We start from the raw sequence: 19,065 nt of genomic DNA on the forward strand, positions 1-19,065 counted from the left end.
TGTGGCTTTACCCGGCAAGCGGCCTGTGAGAAGGATGGGGACAAGGGGGGTCTCATCCCCATGCTTTTTTGAACGAATCCGGATAGAACTGCGGCTATGACAGACAAGACAGAAGACGACATCTTCGCGAGCCTGAACCAGCCGCCGCTGTGGTCCGGCATCAATGCCTATCGTTCCGACCCGCTGCTGGTGGATCTGACCGCCTCCCTCCCGCGCGGGGTGCGCGATGAACTCGACGGCATTGGCCGCTACGCGACGCTGGCGGAAAGCCAGGAATTTGCCCGCATGGCGAACGAGGGCGTACCGAAGCTGCGCACCCATGGTCCCCGCGGGGAACGTCTCGATGTCATCGATTTCCACCCGGCCTATCACGCGCTGATGCGCCGCTCCATGGCGAGCGGGTTGCATAGCTCTGTCTGGGACCAGACGCTGGAGGAAAAGGGCAAGGCCCACTCGGCGCGCGCCGTGCGCTTTTTCCTCACCTCGCAGCTCGAGAGCGGCCACCTCTGCCCGCTGACGATGACGAACGCGTCGCTCGCCGCCATTTCCGCCTCGCCGATCCTGCAGAAGGAATGGGCACCGCGCATCCTGTCGCGCAAATATGACAGCTCCAACCGTCCCGCCGGCCAGAAGACGGCCGTGACGCTCGGCATGGGCATGACGGAAAAGCAGGGCGGCACGGATGTCCGCGCAAACCGCTCGGCCGCCGAAAAGGTTTCAGACGGCATCTACCGCCTGACCGGTCACAAGTTCTTCATGTCCGCCCCGATGAGCGATGCCTTCATCATGCTGGCGAACACGGAAGAGGGCATGGGCTGCTTCCTCGTGCCACGCCTACTCGAAGACGGTTCGGCCAACGGCCTGCGCTTCCAGCGCCTCAAGGACAAGATCGGCAACCGGTCCAACGCCTCTTCGGAAGTCGAATTCTCCGGCACCTACGGCTATCTGTTGGGTGACCCCGATGCCGGCATTCGCACGATCCTCGACATGGTGACGCTGACGCGGCTCGATTGCGCTGTGTCCTCCGCCGGCCTGATGCGCGCCAGCCTTGCCGAGGCCGTCCATCACACACGCGGCCGCTACGCCTTCGGCAAGACGCTGATCGACCAGCCGCTGATGACCCGCGTTCTCGCCGACATGGCGCTGGATGTCGCGGCCGCCACCGGCCTCGTGTTCCGTCTCGCTTCCTCCTTCGACAAGGCGGGCGAAAGCCCGGAAGAGGCGGCCTTCGCCCGCGTCATGACTCCGGTCGTCAAGTACTGGGTCTGCAAGATAGCGCCTTCGCTCATCTATGAAGCGATGGAATGCATCGGCGGCAGCGGCTACATCGAAGAGCGCCCGATCGCCCGCCACTATCGCGAGGCCCCGGTCAATGCGATCTGGGAAGGCTCCGGCAATGTCATGGCGCTGGACGTGTTGCGTGTGCTGCGCAAGGGCAAGGACCTGTTCGACGCCGTCTTCGCCATGATCTCGCGCGATCTCGGCCCTTCCGGCCCAAAGACCGTCGATGTGCTGCGCGCCGCCGCCTCGCTCTGCGAACGCGACGAGAGTGCCGCGCGTCTCTTCGTTGAACAGCTCGCGATGGCTGCCGCGGCAGCCGAGCTTCGCCGCATCGGGGCGGGGCGCATTGCCGACGCCTATGCAGAAAGCCGCCTCGCCACCGGCTGGCGCTACACCTATGGCATGTTGGATATGCGGTTTGACGCTCGGTTTATTGTGGAGCTGCTTTATCCGCCGATGTAAGCCGTCAGGTAAAGCGCCAGCGGAATGGTGAAGAATGAAGCCGCCGTCTGCAATGTCGTGACGGCGGCATAAAGCGGCGCATCACCGCCCATCTGCTTGGCCAGCAGGTAACCGTTCATGGCCGTCGGCACCGCGCCGCAGACGCAAAGCGCCATCAGCGTCACGCCATTGATCCCGATGGCAAGCCCGAACAAAACGACCATCAGCGGCGTGAAGAGAAGCTTCAGCCCCACCGGCCAGAGCGCCGACGCATTGGGCCTGAGCGCATCGGAAATCCGCAGGCCGGCGCCCAACATCATCAGGCCGAGCGGCAGTGACGTGCGCGCCACCATCTCGATCGTATCCTCCAGCGGCGGATAGACGCGGATGTGCAGGAGATTGAAAATCACGCCGAGCGCGCATCCGAGAATGATGGGGTTGCGGATGAACTGCTTGAGGAAGTCTCCGAGGGTCCGTCCGCTGCCGGTCATGGCGAGCAGCACGCCGACATTGATGACATTCAGTGGCAGCACGATGATCGCCATGACATAGGCGACAACCTCGATGCCCGGTTTGCCGTAAAGCTTCTCGGCGACAGCGAGCGCCACAAACCCGTTCCACCGGCTCGTCGTCTGGAAGATCGACGTATAGGTCGAGGCCGAAATGCCTGCCCGTCCCACATCTCAGCCGGAATCCACGGCGCGCGCTTCATGAGGGCGCCGAGGATCACGACGAGAAAGACGGGGAGGATACTTTCGAAAATGGGAAGCATGGGGGCTTTCGGGTATGTGGCAATCAGCTGGGGCGTCAGACAGGAATGAGACGCGCAACCGCGCGGTCCTCTTCGCGTTCGCTGGCATCCAGTCCCCTAGCGACACCGGCGCGATCCTGCGCATTGCGGTTCTGGCTCATCTTCCTCTTGCCCTGCAGCGAGCTAATGGGCAAGCGCACACCGACAATGGCACGCAGCTGCATGTCGATGAAATCGGCGGGCGCATCATCGACGCGCCAGGTCATGCCCCGCCTCCCTTCATGCAGGTCCGTCAGTTGCGAAAGGAGATCGAGGAGGCGGGACCTGTCGTCAAAGAATTCGACGGCTCCACGTGCTTCGATTATCTCATAGTTCCATGTTGGAACGACCTTGTGGTGCTCGGTCTTTGAGGCATACCAGCCGGGAGAGATATAGGCATCCGTCCCGCTGAACAGCGCGACCGCGTCGCCCACAACCGGCGAGCGTCCGTGCGGATTGGCGCGAGCGATGTGGCCATAGAGCGTGCCCAACTCGCCCTCGTTCTCGTTGAGCAGCATAGGCAGCGGCGTCACCATGGGGCCGTCAGGCCCCGCGGTAATGAAGGTCGCGAGACCGCAGGCGCGGATCATGCCGAAGATGTCGGAGCGCTCGGTGATGGAAAAGGCGGATGGTATGTACATGGCGGTCTTGTATATGGAGTTGAACGCACAGAGCCTCGCAAAGCCGGGGCAGGAAAACAAGCGCGCCGGGCGATCATCGTATCAAACTTTCTGATGTCGGGTCAGCACGACATTCCTGTGCATACCTGCCTGCCTCCATTGCAGGTGACAGTCCGCCGGCCTAATCACCATCGAGTGACTTTGCCGGAAAACTGATTGCCCATGACCGCACACATGACCGCGACCGCTGCCGAAATCCTTGAAACGCCTGCAGCGCCTGAAAAGGAACAGCCGGTGCGCGACCGAGCGCAAACGCAGGCGCGCATATTTCAGGCGGGCAGGGCGCTTCTGGCCGAGGGCGGGTTTCGGGCCTTCGGGGTGAATGCGGTCGCCCGCAAGGCCGGCTGCGACAAGCAGCTGATCTACCGCTATTTCGGCGGGCTCGACGGGCTGGTCGATGCCATCGGTGAGGATCTGGCCGGCTGGGTGACGCAGCATGTGCCGGAGGATCAGGGCGGGCGCTTTCTGCTGACTTATGGCGATCTGATGGAGCGTCTGGCAGAACTCTATGGCGATGCGCTCCGCGCTGATCCGCTGATGCGACGTATTCTGGTCTGGGAACTCTCCGAAAGCTCGCCGCATATCGCCCGCATGGCCGATGCCCGCGCCAAGGGCATTGCGCAGTGGATCGAGCGCATGCGCGGTTCGCTGACGCCCCCGAAGGGCGGCGATACGGTCGCCCTTAATGCGGTCGTCATCGCGGCCGTGCAGCAGCTCGTTCTGGCAGCCGAGACGTCCGGCAGCTTTGCCGGTCTGCCGCTGAAGTCGCAGAAGGAGTGGGCAAGAGCCGTCGGTGCCGTCGCCCGTATGGCCCGCGCCGCCTACGTCTGATGCAAGGCCCGCCATGCGCCATGCCGCCCGTCCGGGCAGGCGCAAATCAGGGGCCACGCCGCTAATATCCACACGCCATCCACAGCTGGTCGCCGCGCCATTAACCTTAACAAATGGTTTACGTTGCGCCCTTGCGCGTTAACTGAAATGGTTACCCAATGGTTAATTTCAGCCGGGATCGGGGCATGATGCCGCGAGGGCTGTTGCGTAAATCCGACCTGTCCTGTGGGGCAGGCGACAGGGTGTGTGATGCGTATGGACACCGGGCGGAGCAGGATGGTGGCGATGGCATGCCTCACGGCCTTGTTTGCCATGGCGGCGGTCAGCCTCGTTGTCCCCATGGTCGTCGTTGTCGTCATGGGGCTGGTGGACCGGTTGCTGATGCACCTCTGGTATGGCGTGGTTCCGGATCTGCTGCCGAAGCTCATGGTCCGTTGGCTGCCGCAGCCGGCCGGGCCCGAGGAGACGGCCGCATGAAGTGGTTCCTCGTCTTCTGGCTCGGGCCGATCATCTTTCTCGGCGGCTGGTATGGCCTGTCCTACTACGACATCAATTTCGGCTTCTTCATGCTGACGCGGCAGGCGCATGAGCTCGTGCTGCAGATGTATGGCCAGACGCTCGGCATAGATCCGCAATCGGTCGCGCCGCTGGTCGCCAAGGCGATCGGCACCGACAGCTTGCTTGTCATCGCCATTCTTCTCTTCCGCCGCCGCAGGAAGATCGCCGCCTGGTGGAAGGCCCGCCGTGCTCAGTCTTCGCCGGAAGCGGCTCTGCGCAGCGACGACAACCTGTCCAATGCGCCCTGGAGAATGAAGGATGCCGCGGCGGAATCGATCCGTTCGGCCCGCTTGGCTCTCGACACATCCATCTCCAAGAGCGCCCGTTCTGCAGCGACTGTCGAAAGCCGCTCGTCCCAGTAAATGAACGGCAGGGCCGTCTTCGCCTCCATGTTGCGCACGAAGGCGCGCGTAGCCTGAACACGCGGTCCGGCGCTGCCATCCATGTTCATCGGGAGGCCGATCACGAAGGCCGCAACCTTTTCCTTTTCCGCAAAGGCCAGCAGCGCTTCCGCATCCGGCCCGAACTTCACGCGCTTGATCACCGGGCGCGGCGTGGCAAACCGCAGGCCGATATCCGAGAGCGAAAGCCCGATCGTCTTGGTGCCGAGATCGAGCCCGGCAATCGGCTGACCGGCGGGCAGGGCCCCCGCGAAGTCTTCCAGCGTCAAAATGGTCATGGTTTATGGCGGCTCTTGGCGTTCGAGTGCAAATCGTTTGCTCTCCATATCAGAGGGAACCGATCTTGCCAAAAGCAGCCTGTCACAAGGAGATGACTTGGCCTATAAGGCCACGAACACCCTCCGGAATTTCGCATGCTTGCCATCTTCTCCATCACGCTGCCGATCTTCGTCCTGATCGGAACGGGCGCCATCGCCGGTCGTTTCCTGAGCCTCGAGCGCGTGGACCTGCGCGGGCTTTCGACCTTCGTCTGGTATTTCGCCCTGCCGGCCCTCATCCTGCGCGCCTTCGTGCTGCACCCGATCAGCGACTTCCTGCATCTCGATTATCTGCTGCTCTATCTCACCGCCTCTCTGCTGACCTTCGGCATCTCGCTCTCCGTCGCGCGGTTTGCACGCGGCAAGTCGCTGACAGAAAGCGCCCTGATGGCGCTCGGCTCATCGAGCGGCAATAGCGGCTTTGTGGGCTTTCCGGTCGCCTCGCTGGTGGTCGGGCCGCTGGCTCCGATCGGCCTCGCGCTGAACATGATCGTCGAAAACCTGATCATCCTGCCAGCGGGCATGGTGCTGGCGGAAGATGGCCAGCGCGGGGGCGCGGGTGCGCTGAAGGCCCTGCGCGGGTCGCTGATCTCCCTCATCCGCAATCCGCTGATCATCTCGCTTTTCATCGGTGCGGCAATCTCGGCGTCCGGCGTGGATTTCAAGAGCATGGCGCTTTTCCATGCCATCGACATGCTGGCCAATGCTTCCGGCGCGGTGGCGCTCTTCATCGTCGGCGCCACGCTGGTCTCGACGAAAGCCGGTGGCAGCCTCCTGCCGGATGCGACGCAGGTTTCCATCGGCAAGCTGGTGCTGCATCCGCTGAGCGCGCTTGCCGTGTCGTTCCTGATGCCGGGTCTCGACCCGGTAATACGCAAGATGGCGATCGTCTATGCGGCCTCTCCGATGCTGACGGTCTATCCGATCATCGGCCAGCGCTTCGGCTATCAGGAGATGAGCTCCGCCGCCCTGCTGATGGCCACGACCGCCAGCTTCTTCACCATCTCGATCATGCTGGCGCTCGTCTGACTGACGTTCGACGTCACCAATGCGCGACGCGGTCGCCGCCGGTGAACTGCGCGCTCTTTGGCGTGTATTCGAAAAGCTCGATGCGAACGCCATTCGGATCGGTGATCCAGCTCTGCCAGGTTTCGTCGCAGCCATTGGACTTGGCGCTCGCCTCCACCCCGCAGCCGCGAATATGGGCGATCGCTTCGTCCATGTTCACCACTTCGAAGCAGATGTGGTTGATCTGGTTGCGCTTCGAATATTCAGCCTCCGCATTTTCGAATACCTCGATATGCGTGTCGCCACCGGCATCGAGATAGTATCCGAAGACGCGCCCTTCGCGGGTGAAGTTGAACACCTTCTCGAAGCCGAGCACTTTGGCATACCAATCCGCCGCCGCATCGATATCGCGCGCGAAAATGCAGACATGGGCGATCTTGCGGATGATTTTCTGTTTCATGATTGTGAACTCCTCCAACTCCCTGATCCGAGTATAGGCCAATCCACGTAACGCGAAAGTGTGACACAAGGGCTTGATCCTCTCGCTCCAACCCCTAATCTGCACCCGCCCATGGGCCTTGTCGCGTCGCGTGGCGCCGGCCCATCCCCCGCAAGACATTAAGGGAGACCTCCCATGAAAATCACATGGCTCGGCCATTCTGCCTTCCGTCTCGATACCGCCAAGGCAAAGATCCTCATCGACCCCTTCTTCACCGGCAACCCGGGCTTTCAAGGCCTCGACGCCAAGGATGCGACCAAGGACATCACCCACATCCTGCTGACCCACGGCCATGGCGACCATGTCGGCGATACGCTGCAGATCGCCGCTGATACGGGCGCGACGGTCGTTGCGAACTTCGACCTCTGCATGTGGCTGGCGCATAAGGGCCTGAAGAACTTCTCGCCGGGCAATACGGGCGGCACGATCGGCATGGAAGGCTTCACCGTCACCTTCACGAATGCGCTGCACTCCTCGGCACAGATCACCGAGGATGGCGTTTCTCATGCGCTCGGCAACCCGAATGGCCTGATGCTGCATTTCGATGACGAGGCATCGCTGTTCCACATGGGCGACACGGACATCTTCTCCGACATGGGCCTGATCAACGAGCTGCACCAGCCCGATATCGGCATCGTGCCGATCGGCGACCGCTTCACCATGGGCGGCGCGGTCGCGGCACTCGCTGCCCAACGCTTCTTCAACTTCAAGACCGCCATCCCCTGCCACTACGGCTCGTTCCCGATCATCGACCAGACGGCAGACAAGTTCATCGCCGGTCTCGACGGCACGAAGACGAAGGTGGAAGCCCCGAAGGCCGGCGGCAGCGTCGAAGTCTGAAGGCTCAAATTAAGCGCCGGCGGAGCCTCGCGCCGCCGGACGCTTCCAAAAACCGTTGCATAGCGCCCGCCCGCCAATTATAGCCGGTGCCGTATGCGGTTGCGCGATGCGCGGCCGACTCTCTTTATGCATGCTGAACGTTCTGGAGACGCCGAAATGTCTGTCGATCTCGCTACCGTCAAGCGCGTTGCGCGCCTTGCCCGTCTCGCCGTTTCCGAAGAGGAAGCGCAGAAGATGATGGGCGAGCTGAACGGCATTCTCGGTTTCGTCGAGCAGCTTTCGGAAGTGAATGTGAAGGATGTCGAGCCGATGACCTCCGTAACGCCGATGGTCATGCGCAAGCGCGCCGACGTCGTCAACGATGGCGACAAGGCCGCCGATATCGTCGCCAATGCGCCCTCCACGACCGAGAATTTCTTCATGGTGCCGAAAGTGGTCGAGTAAGACCGCCGAAACATCACGCGCCCGAAGCCCTCATTTCAAGACGAAACGATCGCACCATGACCGAACTGACCAAGCTCACGATTGCCGAAGCCCGCACCAAGCTCACCGCCAAGGAAATCTCCGCCGTCGAACTGACGGACGCCTATCTTGCGGCAATAGAAGCCGTGAACCCGGTGATCAACGCCTATGTCACCGTGACGCCGGAGAAGGCGCGCGAAATGGCCAAGGCCTCCGACGCCCGCATCGCCGCCGGCAAGGCTGGCGCGCTCGAAGGCATTCCGCTCGGCATCAAGGACCTGTTCGCGACCCGCGACGTCCACACCCAGGCCTGCTCGCATATCCTCGACGGCTTCAAGCCGAAATACGAATCGACCGTCAGCCAGAACCTCTGGGACGACGGCGCCGTCATGCTCGGCAAGCTGAACATGGACGAATTCGCCATGGGCTCGTCCAACGAAAGCTCCTATTACGGCCCGGTCATCAACCCGTGGAAGGCTGAAGGCTCCAACCAGCAGCTCGTTCCGGGGGGCTCGTCGGGTGGCTCGGCTGCTGCCGTTGCAGCCCAGCTTTGCGCAGGTGCGACCGCGACCGACACCGGAGGTTCCATCCGCCAGCCGGCTGCCTTCACCGGCACGGTCGGCATCAAGCCGACCTACGGACGCTGCTCGCGCTGGGGCATTGTTGCCTTCGCTTCCTCGCTCGATCAGGCCGGCCCGATCGCCCGCGACGTGCGCGATGCTGCAATCCTCTTGAAGTCGATGGCGAGCGTCGACGCCAAGGACACGACCTCGGTCGACCTGCCGGTTCCGGATTACGAAGCCGCCATCGGCCAGTCGCTGAAGGGCATGAAGATCGGCATTCCGAACGAATACCGCGTCGACGGCATGCCGGAAGAGATCGAAAAGGTCTGGCAGCAGGGCATGCAGTGGCTGAAGGATGCCGGCGCCGAGATCGTCAACATCTCGCTCCCGCATACGAAATATGCGCTCCCGGCCTATTACATCGTGGCGCCTGCCGAAGCCTCGTCCAATCTTGCCCGCTATGACGGCGTCCGCTACGGCCTGCGCGTCGACGGCAAGGATATTGTCGACATGTATGAAAAGACGCGTGCTGCCGGCTTCGGCACGGAAGTGAAGCGCCGCATCATGATCGGCACCTATGTTCTCTCCGCCGGCTATTATGACGCCTATTACCTGCAAGCGCAGAAGGTCCGCACCCTGATCAAGCGCGACTTCGAAATCGCCTTTGCCAACGGCGTCGACGCGATCCTGACCCCGGCGACCCCGTCGTCTGCCTTCGGCATCGCCGATGAGGATCTCGCTTCCGATCCGGTCAAGATGTACCTCAACGACATCTTCACGGTGACCGTCAACATGGCGGGCCTGCCCGGCATGTCCGTCCCCGCCGGTCTCGATCACAAGGGCCTGCCGCTTGGTCTGCAGCTCATTGGCAAGCCGTTCGAGGAAGAAACGCTGTTCAAGACGGCGCACGTCATTGAGCAGGCCGCGGGCACGTTTGCGCCGAAGAAGTGGTGGTAAGCCTCTAAATAATTCAAGGAAAACGGCGCAGATCCTTTCGGGTCTGCGCCGTTTCCATTTGGGGTCAACGGTTGTCGAGTTGCGATCGAACCAGTTCAAGCCCGCGCGACGTGATGCGGTAGGGCTTGCCGCCTGATGAGGCGATGGCCCGCTTGCGTTTCAGCTTGCGGAACGTGATGATGTCGATCTGACTGAAGATCCAGCCCTCTCGCGTATTAAGACGAAGTGTCTCGATCTTGCGGTCGTTGTTACGGATAAGTTCGATATTGCCGCCCTGGGCGAGCAGGTGGAGTATGCGCTGTTCGGCGCTGGAAATGTCCATGGTCGTAAGTCCGGATGGCGCCCGATTGGGCGCATGAAAACGTATCCGACGCCGCAAGGACATCGGGCTCGATTTCAACAGGGCCCGGCGCGCGAAACGTGTTCCGCGGCAGGGCCTTTACCGGGACTCCGATAGACTGAACATAAGGCACTCCTTTGTGCACCATGAAGGTAGGTACGCCTGCAGCTCGGTGTCAAGTCGCAGCGCCACCATATATTAGCTGTTGAAAACCGCCGGGCTAACCCGCCGCAATGCGCTGACTTTGCTGCACGCGCTTCTCATGCCCATCGCGTCGCGCAATACTCTTCCTGCTCTCGAGTGGGGATAAGGAGCAGGCATGGCAACCATACGCAACGCGCGTGCGGACGAAGCGGACGTTCTGGCGGCCATTGGCTTCCGGGCTTGGGACTCGTCGTCCGAGGGGTGGGGCGATGCTCCGGACATTCGCGAGAGTGCCTACCGCTCTTTCGAGACCTTCACGCGCAACCACTGGCTCTCCATCGACATTGCCGAGCGGGCAGGGCAGATCGTTGGCTGGGGTGCGCGGGAGAAGCTCGACAACAGCATGACCGATCTTTGGGTTGAACCTCTTTTTCAGCGGCAGGGTGTCGGCACCGCTTTACTGGCGCATCTGGAAAAGGAGATCGCCGGACATGGCCATGAGACGGCGCTGACTCAGGTGCATTCCGAGAACTCACCCGCGCTCGCTTTTTTTCGCAAGGCCGGTTACGGCGTGTCCTGGATGACGACCGCGTGGTCGCCGAAGCTCGACCGCGATGTGGATACGGTCGGGCTCGTCAAGCGCCTCATCGAGGAGAAGAGTGGCAGCGGCTATAGCGAGTTCTAGAGCCGTTCTTCGCTGAGCATCTGGTCGCGCATGCGGCTGAACAGATCTCGGTTGCGGCAGAAGCGTGGGGCCTGTTCGGGCTCGTCATTGTCTTCCAGCCAGTCGGCGCAGTCATGCGGGCGGCTGCAGGCAAGGCAGCGCTGGCCGGCGCGTTTCATCACGTTGCGATGATCCGGCAGGTCTTCCAGATGCTCGGTCAGGCCGAGCTTCGAGGTCATCGCCTCCAGCAGCATGGCATGTTCATTGACCCGGATAAAATAGTTCAGGATACTCATGGTGCTTCTCCGTCCATGCCATGACTTTCGCGGAAAGACGTTGCCCGCGCCTTGATCCTGCTCAACTCCCTTGGCTGCCTTCAAAAGCCGCAAATCCCTTGCGCCGTCCGGTCATTTGTTCTACCGGAAGGGTTCGAAATCCCATTGATGCCGAGAGTTTTTCCATGACCATTGTCGATGTCCGCACGCCCGATCCCAAACGCCTCATCCCCGGCGCCACCGGCGACTGGGAAGTCGTGATCGGCATGGAAGTCCATGCGCAGGTTCTCTCCAAGTCGAAGCTGTTCTCCGGCTCGTCCACACAATTCGGCCGTCCCGAGAACACCAACGTCTCGCTCGTTGATGCCGCCATGCCGGGCATGCTGCCGGTGATCAACGAGGAATGCGTCAAGCAGGCGGTGCGCACAGGGTTGGGCCTCAAGGCCCAGATCAACCACCGCTCGATCTTCGACCGCAAGAACTATTTCTATCCCGACCTGCCGCAGGGCTATCAGATCTCGCAGTTCAAGGACCCGATCGTCGGCGAAGGCAAGATCGTCATCTCGCTCGGCCCCGACCGCCAGGGCAATTTCGAGGATATCGAAATCGGCATCGAGCGCCTGCATCTGGAGCAGGATGCCGGCAAGCTGATGCATGACCAGCATCCGACATCGACCTATGTCGACCTCAACCGCACTGGCGTGGCGTTGATGGAAATCGTCTCCAAGCCGGACATGCGCTCAGCCGACGAAGCCAAGGCCTACATGACCAAGCTGCGCTCCATCGTGCGCTATCTCGGCACCTGCGACGGGAACATGGATGAAGGCTCCATGCGCGCCGACGTCAACGTCTCCGTGCGCAAGCCGGGCGGCGAATTCGGTACGCGCTGCGAAATCAAGAACGTCAACTCCATCCGCTTCATCGGCCAGGCCATCGACTACGAAGCCCGCCGCCAGATCGCCATCCTCGAAGAGGGCGGCACGATCGATCAGGAAACGCGCCTCTTCGACGCCGGCAAGGGCGAGACCCGCTCCATGCGCTCCAAGGAAGACGCGCATGACTATCGCTACTTCCCCGATCCGGATCTGCTGCCGCTCGAATTCGACAACGCCTTCGTCGCCGAACTCCTGAAGGACCTTCCGGAACTGCCCGACGACAAGAAGGAGCGTTTCGTCAAGGATCTAGGCCTCACCGTCTACGACGCCTCCGTGCTGGTTTCGGAAAAGGCGATTGCATCCTATTTCGAAGCCGTCGCCGAGGGCCGCGACGCCAAGATTGCTGCCAACTGGGTCATCAACGACCTGCTGGGCGCCTTGAACAAAGCCGGCAAAGACATTGAAGAGACTCCGGTTTCGCCCGCCCAGCTCGGTGGCATTCTGGATCTCATCAAGGACGGCACAATCTCCGGCAAACTCGCCAAGGACCTCTTCGAAATCGTCTTCAACGAAGGCGGCGACCCGGCCAAGATCGTTGAAGAGCGCGGCATGAAGCAGGTGACCGACACCGGCGCGATCGAAAAGGCCGTCGATGAAATCATCGCCGCCAACCCCGATCAGGTCGAGAAGGCCAAGGCCAAGCCGACACTCGCCGGCTGGTTCGTTGGTCAGGTCATGAAGGCAACCGGCGGCAAGGCCAACCCGCAGGCCGTGCAGGAGCTGGTGAAGGCCAAGCTGGGGATCGAGGAATAATTCGTTGTCTGAGTATGACGAGGAAATAGCCGAAGAAAAAAGTTTCGGCGAATGGGCGCGAAGTATTCGGGAGTCCAAAGGGCTCGACCTTAAGACCGTCGCTGCCGGCGCAGGTATCTCCTATGTCGCGCTATACAAGATTGAGCGTGGTGACATAAAAAATCCGAGGGAGATTACTAAGCAAAAGATTAGTAGGTCGCTTGGGGTAGTGGTGGATGCCGCGGTTTCGATTGCCGCGGAAACTAAATTCACAGGGTCAGGTATCGGATCTCTCGTTGATTTTGATCCCTATGATCCGGAAACTATTCCGGAAGCTGGCGGCGTGTATGTATTTTACGATATATCCCAAAGGCCAGTCTATGTTGGTCGATCAAAAAGATTGAGAGGCCGAATAAAGACGCATCATGACCGTTTTTGGTTCAAGGAGCCGATTGTCGTTACCGGATCTTTTATCGAAGTAAAAGATGACAATCTAAGAAACCAGATTGAAGAGATTTTGATAGGTTTCTTGAAATCTAACGCAGTAATTAACAAGAAGCTTGTTGATAGAGACAGCGAGGAATAATGTTCTTCATCCGCTCCGCCGGCGAACCGGATCTGAAGAAGGTGCAGACGCTGCTGGCGGAGACCTGGCGCGACACCTACACGCCGTTTCATGGCGATCACGTCGTGGAAGCCATGATCGAACAGTGGCATTCGCCGGGTTCGCTGAAACAGCGCCTCGGACGCCCGGACTCTGAGTTTCTGGTGGCCGATGACGGCCGCCAGCTGGCTGGCATGGCCTATGCCGCCATGTCGCGCAAGACACCGAAGCTCGCCAATCTGCATCAGCTCTATGTCCATCCGCTCTGGCAGGGGCAGGGGATAGGCACCGATCTCTTTGCCGAGATCGAAACCTGCTTCCCGGATGCCGACCGCATGCAGCTGGAGGTGACGGTGGAGAATGAGCGCGCCATCGCCTTCTACACCAAGGTTGGCTTCCGCGAGATCGGCCGCGTTGACAATGTTGGCCCGTCCGGCGCGGCGATGCCGGCGATCCTGATGGAAAAAAGCCTCAGCTTCTGAAAACAGGGAGTGCCTGATGAAGGCCGTCTATTTCGAACGATTCTGTGAACCGCCGCGCGTTGCCACGCTCCCAGACCCGGAGCCGGGCGCCGATGGCGTGGTCGTCAAGATCGAGGCGACGGGGCTTTGCCGCTCCGACTGGCATGGCTGGATGGGCCATGACAGCGATATCGTGCTGCCGCATGTGCCTGGCCACGAACTCGCCGGTACTGTCTTCGCAACCGGTCGCAATGTTCTCCGCTGGAAGAAGGGCGACCGCGTCACCGTGCCCTTCGTCTCCGGCTGCGGCCGATGCGCCGAATGCGCTTCGGGCAACCAGCAGGTCTGCGAAACGCAGTTCCAGCCGGGCTTCACCGCCTGGGGTTCTTTCGCCGAATATTGCGCCATCGACTATGCCGACGCCAATCTCGTGCGCCTGCCCGAGAGCATGGAGTTTGCCACCGCCGCAGGCCTCGGCTGCCGCTTTGTGACCTCGTTCCGCGCGGTGGTCGATCAGGCCCGCGTCCAGCCCGGCGAATGGGTTGCGGTCCATGGCTGCGGCGGCGTTGGCCTCTCGGCCATCATGATCGCGAATGCCATGGGCGCGAATGTCTTGGCTGTCGATCTGTCCGATGACAAGCTAGAGTTCGCGAAGAAGCTCGGTGCGGCTGTTACGGTCAATGCCCGCAATGTGGGCGATGTGCCGGCGGCGATCCGGGAACTCACGTCAGGCGGGGCGCATGTCTCCGTTGATGCGCTCGGTCACCCCACGACGCTGTCCAATTCCATCCTCTGCCTGTGCCGCCGTGGTCGCCATGTGCAGGTCGGCCTGCTGCTCGCCGATCAGTCGCGCCCGCCGGTTCCGATGGATCGCGTCATCGGCTGGGAACTGGAGATCAAGGGTAGCCACGGCATGCAGGCGCATCGCTACGGCGCGATGTTCTCAATGATCGAGGTGGGCAAGCTGAAGCCGGAGCTGATGATCGGCCGCACGCTAAGCCTTGATGAGGCCCCTGAAGCCCTCATGGCCATGGACCGCTTCGATGGCGTCGGCATCGGCGTGATCACGCGGTTCTGATATCAACCGGCTTGTGCATTCGACGGCGGCAAGCGGTCGGACACTCTCCGTCCCCCGCCTTCGCGCCTGGAGAAATTCCAGGAAAAGTGGGAACCGGTTTTCCGTTGGTAATAACGAATAGATAGAGTATTTCAGGTGATCCGTTTTTCACCGGAAATGCTCTAGTTCAGCCGCTTGCGCAATCCGTTGAGAATGACGTCGCTGACCTTGTCATAGTCATTGTCGAAGTGATGGTCGCCCGGCAGTTCGACCAGTTCGACGCCCTTGTCCTTCAGGTCCGCGCAGACCGCATCGTCGTCGTCCTCGCCATAGATGCACTGAACGAGCTTCGGATTGATCTTGGAGACGGCGTCGAGGGTCGTGCCACCCTGAAAATTGCCCTCCGCGCCAAACCATCCGCTGACGGAGATCTCGTAATCGACGGACTTGGTCAGGGCGAGAAGGGAGATCTGCTTCACGAGAGCCTGCTGCCGCTCCGGCAGGGCATCGTAGGCCGAGGGGATCACATCCGCGCCGAAGGAATAACCCAGAAGAAGCACGTTCTTCACGTTCCATTTCTTCCGATAGGTATCAATGATCCGCGACAGGTCCTTGGCGGTCGTCGCCTGATCCTTTTTCGACCAGAAGTAACGCAGCGCATCGACCCCGACCGTCGGCACGCCCTGCGTCTGGAGATAGTCGCCGATCTGGCTGTCGATATCCCGCCATCCGCCATCGCCGGAATAGAAGATCGCCATCGTGTCGTATTTCGCTTTGGCGGGCAGTTCAGTCAGGGGCAGCCCCAGATCGTTGCTGGCGGTATCACCATCGGCGCTATGGTCCTTAACCGTATCGAGCAGGAGATCGACGGACGTCTTGTCGTCCTTGATGACCTTGACGTCAGGATGTGCTGCGACGATGGCGGCGACATTGGCCTTGCCGTCTGCCGGCGCATTCGGAGTTTCGATGACCGTTACGGGTGCGGGAAGAGCGTCGTCGGTCAGCGCATAGATGTAACCATGCGGTGTCGGCTGCTTGGTTGCCGGTGTGCAAAGCTGCTTCGTCAGCGGAACTTCTGCCGTCGGATCCACTGCAATCGCCTCGCCGATCGTCGCGGGCGGCGATTGCGCGATCATCGCCAGCACCAGCGCTCCGCCGGGTCCTTCGCCGGCAAGGATCGGTGCGTGATAGACGCTGTCGCCGGCGCGGCGCTGGACCTGCTGCGAAAGCGATTCGATATCGGAGATCATGTAGATGCAGTCGTTTTCGCTGTCGGCCGCCATGGAGGCGATATAGGCCTTGTAGTCGATGCCGACGACGGCAGCACCTGACGCGGCAAGCGCGCTCACCCGATCATCGTCCGCCTTTGTCCAGCCATCCGGGCCTGACAGAAGAAACACCATCGACTTCAGGCCGCCCTGCGGCAGAACGATGTGCGGAGAAGGAATAAGCCCGGTGTCGTAACTGCCATTGGCGCTGTCTTCAGCCATTGATGGATACGCAGACGCGGCCAGCGTCGAGACGAGCCCGGCCAGCAACCAATTTCGAAACTTCATTTCCCGACGACTCCTCTCAGTCCTCCCCCAATCAGGACCGTCACGTCCATGATCGCCATGACGGGCGATGCGTTGCCCGAAACGGCAATATAGCGCGCTTCCCATCTTGGTGCGAACTTCGACTTATAGGCCTTGAGGCCTTTGAAATTGTAAAAGCGTTCCGCATGTTCGAAAATCACGCCGCCGATACGGTCCCAGACCGGGGCCGATTCGCGCCGCGACATGCCCGAAAGCGGGGCCATGCCGAGGTTGAAGCTCTGGAAGTCTTCGTCACGCAGATATTCGATGATCCGCACGAAGAGAAAATCCATCGATCCCTTCGGGGCATCCGGTACGAAGCGCATCAGGTCCACCGACCCTTCGATCTTCGCATCCGTCACCAGCAGCGTTGCGAAGGCGACAATCCGGCCGTGCTGCTTCAGAAGCGCCACAGGCTGGGAGCGGATATAGGCCGGATCGAACGAGCCGAGCGAGAAGGTCTTTTCGCGCGTGTCGTGCTGCTGCAGCCATGAATCGGAGACGGCCTGTAACTCGTCCATGATCGCGTCGACTTCCGCGCCGGCAGCAGCGACGTGGAATTCGAGATCCTCCCGCTGCGCCTTGCTGATCGTCTGCCGCAGGTTCGCCATGCGGCCGCCCTTCAGCTGGAAATCCGGCAGGGAGACGGTGGCGGCTTCGCCGAGCTTGTAGGCTCTGAGCCCCGCATCAGCACAGAAGCCGAGAAGAGCAGGGGTGATCTGGTAGAGAACGGCGCGCGCACCGGCGGCCTGCGCCATTTCGACGAAACGCCACAGCAGTTCCTGCGCTTCCTCCTCGTCGCCGACGGGGTCGAAGAGCGCGACCCACGAGCGGCCCTGGATACCATACATGATGAAGCACTTGCCGCTGTCGGAAAGCAGGACCTGCTTGTCGCCCATCCGCACGAGATTCGCATCCGCAGCGCCCCCGGCCATCACGATGGGCAGGGCTTTATCCAGCGCATCGCCGGTGGGCAGTTGCGGACGGGACTTGGCCGGGCGCAGCAGGCTGTAGATGGCGACGGCCGAAGCGGCGAGCGCAAGGCCGGCGGCGGCGCGAAGGCCGCGCGGCACTTCGTCCGCGATCTCGAATTCCCACCAGAGACTGTCCGAATAATCCACATCGCGATAAACGAAGAAGAGCAGCGTCACGGCCGATGCGACGATAACGGCCATGGCCGCCACCCAGGAAGGGGCCAGCACCTGATGGATCAGCGACGCGGGGCGCTTGAACCGCCGATGGGTCATCGACAAAGTCATGATCAGGACGACCAGAAGCGAGGCTTCGAGCGGAGATACACCGCGCAAGTTTGCGAAGAACAGCGCGGCGACACTGGTCGCCAGGGTGAACCACCAAGCCGCATCCAGCCTGTTAGACAGGCCGCGCGCCGCGATGAAGAGCGCGAGACCCAGCAGGCTGGTGACGAAATGCGCGCTCTCGACGATCGAGACGGGCATGTAGTTTTCCAGCCGGACGAGCTTGTCGTCATTGGTCGGCGTCACGCTCGAGAAGATGAGGATTGCCCCGGTCACGACGGAAAGCGCCGAGATCAGCGCCGGTGCGAGCCTTGGCTCCAGTTGCCGAAAGGCGGCGGCGACAGGAACCAGCGCAAAGCGCCGTGTCTCGGCAAGGATCAGCGCGAGCGCGGCGACCAGCAGCGGCAGGACATTGTAGATCAATCGGTAGAGCAGCAGACTGCCGAGGATGCGGTCGACGTCGACATTGGAGCCGAGCGCCGAGACCATGACGGCCTCAAAAATGCCGATACCGGCCGGCACGTGGCTAAGCAGGCCGAGACCCACCGCCGTCGAATAGATGGCGAAGAACGTCGGCCAGCCCACGGCATTTTGCGGGATCAGCACATAAAGCGCCGTGGCCGCGGCGGCCATGTCCAGCGCGCTGACCAGAAACTGACGCGACGCCGTCTTGCTGTCGGGCAGACGCACGGTCAGGAAACCGATGCTGATGCGTCGCCCGTCCCGTCCGATATAAAGAAGAACGGCCATCACCACGATGACCGCGGTTGCGATCGCCCTGATGACCTGCGCATCAATGCCGGAAAGCGCCGCAAGCCGTGGCGCCGTCACGAGGACGGAGAGTGCCGTCACCATCAGGATGCCGAGCCCGAAGGCGAGCGTCACGAAAGCGATGATCTTGGCGATTTCTTCCGGCGTGAGTCCAAGCCTCAGATAGGCTCTCAATCGGATCGCTCCGGCAGACAGCGCGCCGAAGCCTGCCGTGTTGCCCACCGCATAGGCCGTGAAGGAGGTGATCGCGACCGAAACGAGCGGCAGCTTCTCCTTGCGCACGTAATCGATCGCGTTGATGTCATAGGCGATCATCGCGACGAAGCTCAGCGCCGTGAAGAGAAGCGACAGGAGAATGGCCGAAAGCGGCGTGGCAGCCAGAGCATCGCGCACATCTTCAATGCGGATTTCGCGGGTGAGCGAATAGATTGCATAGGCCGTGAGGCTGCTGACGGCGAGGATGGCGGCGAGCAACAGATATTCGCGATAGCGTTCGAAAAGATACAGCAGCCGGAAGACGCCGCCCTTTCTTTCCTCATCAACGTTTTTTTCTGTTTCTGTCGCAGGCGTCATGAAATAGGCGGGGCCCTCAATAAGTCGGTCGAGCGGTGTTCTTTTATCGTG

20 protein-coding genes and 1 pseudogene are annotated in these 19,065 nt (G+C 61.3%); 13 read left to right on the forward strand and 8 right to left on the reverse strand.

All coding sequences use genetic code 11. The features are described from left to right. Positions 1 to 96: 96 nt before the first annotated feature. On the forward strand, positions 97 to 1,743 hold the full coding sequence (locus LQK83_RS07715; RefSeq protein WP_230836785.1) for an acyl-CoA dehydrogenase family protein: 1,647 nt from the start codon (positions 97 to 99) through the stop codon (positions 1,741 to 1,743). Here LQK83_RS07715 and LQK83_RS07720 read toward each other — a convergent pair. Further along, on the reverse strand, positions 1,728 to 2,402 hold the full coding sequence (locus LQK83_RS07720) for an AEC family transporter (protein WP_330166268.1): 675 nt from the start codon (positions 2,400 to 2,402) through the stop codon (positions 1,728 to 1,730). The genes LQK83_RS07715 and LQK83_RS07720 overlap by 16 nt on opposite strands. A 127-nt stretch (positions 2,403 to 2,529) precedes the next feature. Continuing rightward, on the reverse strand, positions 2,530 to 3,153 hold the full coding sequence (locus LQK83_RS07725) for an FMN-binding negative transcriptional regulator (protein WP_230836786.1): 624 nt from the start codon (positions 3,151 to 3,153) through the stop codon (positions 2,530 to 2,532). A 213-nt stretch (positions 3,154 to 3,366) separates the two neighbouring features. Between LQK83_RS07725 and LQK83_RS07730 the strand changes: the two genes are divergently transcribed. The 3 genes and pseudogenes from LQK83_RS07730 to LQK83_RS07740 form a co-directional block, all read left to right on the forward strand. Next, positions 3,367 to 4,023, forward strand: coding sequence for a TetR/AcrR family transcriptional regulator (locus LQK83_RS07730; protein WP_230836937.1), 657 nt, complete (start codon positions 3,367 to 3,369; stop codon positions 4,021 to 4,023). Between the two features lie 285 nt (positions 4,024 to 4,308). Next, the gene (locus LQK83_RS07735) at positions 4,309 to 4,500 is read left to right on the forward strand and encodes a hypothetical protein (protein ID WP_230836788.1); all 192 of its coding nucleotides are present in this window, start codon (positions 4,309 to 4,311) and stop codon (positions 4,498 to 4,500) included. Then, positions 4,497 to 4,826: pseudogene (locus tag LQK83_RS07740) on the forward strand (DUF6105 family protein); the annotation flags it as partial. The gene LQK83_RS07735 and the pseudogene LQK83_RS07740, both read left to right, overlap by 4 nt. Here LQK83_RS07740 and ruvX read toward each other — a convergent pair. Continuing rightward, on the reverse strand, positions 4,772 to 5,260 hold the full coding sequence (ruvX, locus tag LQK83_RS07745; protein ID WP_230836789.1) for a Holliday junction resolvase RuvX: 489 nt from the start codon (positions 5,258 to 5,260) through the stop codon (positions 4,772 to 4,774). The pseudogene LQK83_RS07740 and the gene ruvX overlap by 55 nt on opposite strands. Positions 5,261 to 5,395: 135 nt before the next feature. Between ruvX and LQK83_RS07750 the strand changes: the two genes are divergently transcribed. After that, positions 5,396 to 6,328: an AEC family transporter gene (locus LQK83_RS07750; RefSeq protein WP_230836791.1), complete on the forward strand. Its 933-nt coding sequence runs from the start codon at positions 5,396 to 5,398 to the stop codon at positions 6,326 to 6,328. A 13-nt stretch (positions 6,329 to 6,341) separates the two neighbouring features. Here LQK83_RS07750 and LQK83_RS07755 read toward each other — a convergent pair whose 3' ends face one another. Then, positions 6,342 to 6,767 carry a VOC family protein gene (locus tag LQK83_RS07755; protein WP_230836792.1) on the reverse strand — a complete coding sequence of 142 codons (426 nt, stop codon included), beginning with the start codon at positions 6,765 to 6,767 and terminating at the stop codon, positions 6,342 to 6,344. A gap of 174 nt (positions 6,768 to 6,941) precedes the next feature. Between LQK83_RS07755 and LQK83_RS07760 the strand changes: the two genes are divergently transcribed. The 3 genes from LQK83_RS07760 to gatA all read left to right on the forward strand — a co-directional run bounded on the left by LQK83_RS07760 (position 6,942) and on the right by gatA (position 9,628). After that, positions 6,942 to 7,646 (forward strand): metal-dependent hydrolase, encoded by a 705-nt coding sequence (locus tag LQK83_RS07760; protein ID WP_230836794.1) that lies wholly within the window; start codon positions 6,942 to 6,944, stop codon positions 7,644 to 7,646. Positions 7,647 to 7,802: 156 nt separating this feature from the next. After that, positions 7,803 to 8,090 carry an Asp-tRNA(Asn)/Glu-tRNA(Gln) amidotransferase subunit GatC gene (gene gatC / locus LQK83_RS07765; RefSeq protein WP_230836795.1) on the forward strand — a complete coding sequence of 96 codons (288 nt, stop codon included), beginning with the start codon at positions 7,803 to 7,805 and terminating at the stop codon, positions 8,088 to 8,090. Positions 8,091 to 8,146: 56 nt separating this feature from the next. Further along, on the forward strand, positions 8,147 to 9,628 hold the full coding sequence (gene gatA, locus LQK83_RS07770) for an Asp-tRNA(Asn)/Glu-tRNA(Gln) amidotransferase subunit GatA (RefSeq protein WP_230836796.1): 1,482 nt from the start codon (positions 8,147 to 8,149) through the stop codon (positions 9,626 to 9,628). Between the two features lie 64 nt (positions 9,629 to 9,692). Here the strand turns inward: gatA and LQK83_RS07775 are convergent, their stop codons facing one another. Beyond that, positions 9,693 to 9,950, reverse strand: a complete 258-nt coding sequence (locus LQK83_RS07775) for a YjhX family toxin (RefSeq protein WP_230836797.1) — start codon at positions 9,948 to 9,950, stop codon at positions 9,693 to 9,695. 337 nt (positions 9,951 to 10,287) lie between these two features. Here LQK83_RS07775 and LQK83_RS07780 point away from each other — a divergent pair, with 337 nt between their 5' ends. After that, on the forward strand, positions 10,288 to 10,797 hold the full coding sequence (locus tag LQK83_RS07780) for a GNAT family N-acetyltransferase (protein ID WP_230836799.1): 510 nt from the start codon (positions 10,288 to 10,290) through the stop codon (positions 10,795 to 10,797). On the opposite strand, the gene LQK83_RS07785 is transcribed toward LQK83_RS07780, so the two are convergent. Next, the gene (locus tag LQK83_RS07785) at positions 10,794 to 11,072 is read right to left on the reverse strand and encodes a DUF6455 family protein (RefSeq protein ID WP_230836801.1); all 279 of its coding nucleotides are present in this window, start codon (positions 11,070 to 11,072) and stop codon (positions 10,794 to 10,796) included. The two genes, LQK83_RS07780 and LQK83_RS07785, sit on opposite strands and share 4 nt — an antisense overlap. Before the next feature lie 164 nt (positions 11,073 to 11,236). Here LQK83_RS07785 and gatB point away from each other — a divergent pair, with 164 nt between their 5' ends. Genes gatB through LQK83_RS07805 form a run of 4 tightly spaced genes read left to right on the forward strand, consistent with a single transcriptional unit; the run spans position 11,237 to position 14,861 of the window. Then, complete coding sequence (gatB, locus tag LQK83_RS07790) at positions 11,237 to 12,739, forward strand: Asp-tRNA(Asn)/Glu-tRNA(Gln) amidotransferase subunit GatB (RefSeq protein ID WP_230836803.1); 1,503 nt, start codon at positions 11,237 to 11,239, stop codon at positions 12,737 to 12,739. 4 nt (positions 12,740 to 12,743) lie between these two features. Then, positions 12,744 to 13,304 (forward strand): helix-turn-helix domain-containing protein, encoded by a 561-nt coding sequence (locus tag LQK83_RS07795; protein WP_230836805.1) that lies wholly within the window; start codon positions 12,744 to 12,746, stop codon positions 13,302 to 13,304. Next, positions 13,304 to 13,804: a GNAT family N-acetyltransferase gene (locus LQK83_RS07800; protein ID WP_230836807.1), complete on the forward strand. Its 501-nt coding sequence runs from the start codon at positions 13,304 to 13,306 to the stop codon at positions 13,802 to 13,804. Before LQK83_RS07795 ends, LQK83_RS07800 begins: the two co-directional genes overlap by 1 nt. A gap of 16 nt (positions 13,805 to 13,820) precedes the next feature. Then, a complete protein-coding gene (locus tag LQK83_RS07805) occupies positions 13,821 to 14,861 on the forward strand; it encodes a zinc-dependent alcohol dehydrogenase family protein (RefSeq protein ID WP_230836809.1) in 1,041 nt (346 codons plus the stop codon). A 161-nt stretch (positions 14,862 to 15,022) separates the two neighbouring features. Here the strand turns inward: LQK83_RS07805 and LQK83_RS07810 are convergent, their stop codons facing one another. Together LQK83_RS07810 and mprF are read right to left on the reverse strand one after the other, a co-directional pair. After that, complete coding sequence (locus tag LQK83_RS07810; protein ID WP_230836812.1) at positions 15,023 to 16,396, reverse strand: virulence factor family protein; 1,374 nt, start codon at positions 16,394 to 16,396, stop codon at positions 15,023 to 15,025. Further along, positions 16,393 to 19,014, reverse strand: a complete 2,622-nt coding sequence (gene mprF / locus LQK83_RS07815) for a bifunctional lysylphosphatidylglycerol flippase/synthetase MprF (protein ID WP_230836813.1) — start codon at positions 19,012 to 19,014, stop codon at positions 16,393 to 16,395. Before mprF ends, LQK83_RS07810 begins: the two co-directional genes overlap by 4 nt. Positions 19,015 to 19,065: the final 51 nt, after the last annotated feature.

The organism is Rhizobium sp. C1, assembly GCF_021026335.1.
In the GTDB taxonomy this organism is placed as follows: domain Bacteria; phylum Pseudomonadota; class Alphaproteobacteria; order Rhizobiales; family Rhizobiaceae; genus Ensifer_A.

Coding starts and splice junctions, on each gene's coding strand:
- LQK83_RS07800 (WP_230836807.1), top strand. CDS start 13,304: ATGTTCTTCATCCGCTCCGCCGGCGAACCGGATCTGAAGAAGGTGCAG.
- LQK83_RS07810 (WP_230836812.1), bottom strand. CDS start 16,396: ATGAAGTTTCGAAATTGGTTGCTGGCCGGGCTCGTCTCGACGCTGGCC.
- LQK83_RS07735 (WP_230836788.1), top strand. CDS start 4,309: ATGGCATGCCTCACGGCCTTGTTTGCCATGGCGGCGGTCAGCCTCGTT.
- gatC (WP_230836795.1), top strand. CDS start 7,803: ATGTCTGTCGATCTCGCTACCGTCAAGCGCGTTGCGCGCCTTGCCCGT.
- LQK83_RS07725 (WP_230836786.1), bottom strand. CDS start 3,153: ATGTACATACCATCCGCCTTTTCCATCACCGAGCGCTCCGACATCTTC.
- LQK83_RS07755 (WP_230836792.1), bottom strand. CDS start 6,767: ATGAAACAGAAAATCATCCGCAAGATCGCCCATGTCTGCATTTTCGCG.
- ruvX (WP_230836789.1), bottom strand. CDS start 5,260: ATGACCATTTTGACGCTGGAAGACTTCGCGGGGGCCCTGCCCGCCGGT.
- LQK83_RS07775 (WP_230836797.1), bottom strand. CDS start 9,950: ATGGACATTTCCAGCGCCGAACAGCGCATACTCCACCTGCTCGCCCAG.
- LQK83_RS07715 (WP_230836785.1), top strand. CDS start 97: ATGACAGACAAGACAGAAGACGACATCTTCGCGAGCCTGAACCAGCCG.
- LQK83_RS07785 (WP_230836801.1), bottom strand. CDS start 11,072: ATGAGTATCCTGAACTATTTTATCCGGGTCAATGAACATGCCATGCTG.
- LQK83_RS07750 (WP_230836791.1), top strand. CDS start 5,396: ATGCTTGCCATCTTCTCCATCACGCTGCCGATCTTCGTCCTGATCGGA.
- LQK83_RS07730 (WP_230836937.1), top strand. CDS start 3,367: ATGACCGCGACCGCTGCCGAAATCCTTGAAACGCCTGCAGCGCCTGAA.
- LQK83_RS07805 (WP_230836809.1), top strand. CDS start 13,821: ATGAAGGCCGTCTATTTCGAACGATTCTGTGAACCGCCGCGCGTTGCC.
- mprF (WP_230836813.1), bottom strand. CDS start 19,014: ATGACGCCTGCGACAGAAACAGAAAAAAACGTTGATGAGGAAAGAAAG.
- LQK83_RS07760 (WP_230836794.1), top strand. CDS start 6,942: ATGAAAATCACATGGCTCGGCCATTCTGCCTTCCGTCTCGATACCGCC.
- LQK83_RS07780 (WP_230836799.1), top strand. CDS start 10,288: ATGGCAACCATACGCAACGCGCGTGCGGACGAAGCGGACGTTCTGGCG.
- gatB (WP_230836803.1), top strand. CDS start 11,237: ATGACCATTGTCGATGTCCGCACGCCCGATCCCAAACGCCTCATCCCC.
- gatA (WP_230836796.1), top strand. CDS start 8,147: ATGACCGAACTGACCAAGCTCACGATTGCCGAAGCCCGCACCAAGCTC.